The 2,152-nt window shown below is 61.9% G+C and carries 2 protein-coding genes and 1 pseudogene; all 3 read left to right on the forward strand.

Annotated features, from left to right (window positions below; translation table 11 throughout):
- A pseudogene (locus CW742_RS11105) lies at window positions 1–504 on the forward strand (V-type ATP synthase subunit A); the annotation flags it as partial.
- Window positions 501–1,943, forward strand: a complete 1,443-nt coding sequence (locus CW742_RS11110) for a V-type ATP synthase subunit B (protein WP_292420378.1) — start codon at window positions 501–503, stop codon at window positions 1,941–1,943. The pseudogene CW742_RS11105 and the gene CW742_RS11110, both read left to right, overlap by 4 nt.
- Before the next feature lie 14 nt (window positions 1,944–1,957).
- A partial coding sequence (locus CW742_RS11115; protein ID WP_292420380.1) for a V-type ATP synthase subunit D occupies window positions 1,958–2,152 on the forward strand: 195 nt, incomplete at its 3' end.

Raw genomic sequence — 2,152 nt, forward strand, 5'->3', positions numbered from 1 at the left:
AATCTCGCCTACCGCCGGCACTTCCCGTCCGTGAACTGGATCAAGAGCTACAGCCTCTACCTTGACTGCATCGCGGAATGGTATGACAAATCCATTGCCCGCGACTGGCGGGAACTCCGGGAGCAGGCAATGTACCTGCTCCAGAAGGAGGTCGAGCTGCAGGAGATCGTCCAGCTTGTTGGCCCGGACGCCCTGCCCGACAGCGAGAAGGCAATCCTCGAAGTTACGCGGATGATCCGCGAGGACTTCCTCCAGCAGAGCGCGTACAGCGATACTGACTCGTTCTGTCCTGTTGACAAGCAGTACCTGATGCTGAAGGTGATCATGACCTACTACGAGCAGGTGAACCTGGCGATGAACCGGGGCGTGAGCCTGCGGCAGGTGCAGGCACTCCCACTCCGGGCAACCATCGGGCGGATGAAGGAAGCGGCCGATGCGGATGCGGTCCGGAAGATGATCGATGAAGTGACTGCTGCGGTAGCGCGGCTGGAGGTGGAGCGATGAAGGACTCGTCTCTTCTCACGAAGGAATACCGGACCATTGACTATGTTTCAGGCCCGCTCATCTTTGTCTCCGGCGTCCTCGGTGCATCGTACGGCGAGATCGTGAAGATCACCTTAAAAGACGGCGAGGTCCGGACCGGGCAAGTGCTCGATATCTCGGAGGAGCATGCGGTCGTCCAGGTCTTCGAGGGCACGCGGGGGATCGACCTTGTCGGGACAACGGCCCGGTTTATTGGTGAGCCGGCCCGGATCGCAGTCTCAAAGGATATGCTGGGCCGGATCTTCACGGGCGTGGGAACGCCCCGGGACGGTGGCCCCGAGATCATCCCGGAGGCGGTGCTTGACATTGCCGGGGAGCCGATCAACCCGTCGGCACGGGACAAGCCGGCGGACTTTATCCAGACCGGCATGTCAGCGATTGACGGCCTCAACACGCTCGTCCGTGGCCAGAAGCTGCCGATCTTCTCCGGCTCCGGTCTCCCTGCGAGCAAGCTCGCTGCCCAGATCGCCCGGCAGGCAAAGGTCCGGGGCGAGGGCGAGGAGTTCGCGGTGGTCTTCGTTGCCATGGGGATCACGCACAAGGAGGCCTCGTTCTTCATGCAGGACTTCGAACGGACGGGGGCACTCGACCGCGTGGTCTTCTTCATGAACCTTGCCGACGACCCGACAGTTGAGCGGCTCGCGGCTCCCCGGTGCGGTCTGACTGTGGCAGAACACCTCGCTTTTGCCCACAACCTCCACGTGCTCGTGATCTTAACGGACATGATCAACTACTGCGAGGCGCTCCGCGAGATCTCGACTGCCCGCGAAGAGGTGCCGGGCCGGCGCGGGTATCCGGGCTACATGTACACTGACCTTGCCTCCATCTACGAGAGGGCCGGGCGGCTGAAAGGAAAGAAAGGCTCGATCACGCAGATCCCAATCCTGACGATGCCCGATGACGACATCACCCACCCGGTTCCCGACCTCACGGGCTACATCACGGAGGGGCAGATCGTGCTCTCGCGTGACATCTTCCGGCGCGGCGGCGACCCGCCGGTCGATGCCCTGCCCTGCCTCTCGCGGCTCATGAATCTCGGGATCGGCCCGGGCAAGACCCGGGAAGATCACCGGGGCGTTGCCGACCAGCTCTATGCCAGCTATGCGTACGGACGCGACCTGCGACGGCTCGTGGCAATCGTGGGCGAGGAAGCGCTCACGGACCTTGACCGGAAGTACCTGAAGTTCGCGGATGCATTCGAGCGGCATTTCATCACGCAGGGAGATGAAGACCGGGCCATTGAGACCACGTTTGCCATTGCATGGGACCTCTTCTCGACCCTGCCGGTCGATGAGCTGAAACGGATCAAGCGCGAGCACATCGCGAAGTACCACCCGGCAGCGCATGAGGCAGCTGCGCAGCAGGAAAAGAGCGGGGATGTGAAGAGCGAAGGGAGTTAGGGAGCTGAACGGACATGGAGCAGGTCAAGCCCACGCGGATGGAGCTGATGAAGAAGAAGGCGCAGATCAAGCTTGCTGAGCAGGGCCGTGACCTGTTGCGCGAGAAGATGGACGCGCTTATCCAGGAGTTCTACAAGATCCTTTCCAGCGTCTCGGACTCGCGCGACGAGCTTGAACAGATCTCACGGGCCGCTGACCTTGCGCTGATG

The sequence above is a fragment of the Methanoregula sp. genome (assembly GCF_002835825.1).
Taxonomy (GTDB): Archaea; Halobacteriota; Methanomicrobia; order Methanomicrobiales; family Methanospirillaceae; genus Methanoregula.

What these genes read in the sequence shown, in the direction of transcription:
- CW742_RS11110 (WP_292420378.1), top strand. Translation starts at nt 501, where the DNA reads ATGAAGGACTCGTCTCTTCTCACGAAGGAATACCGGACCATTGACTAT.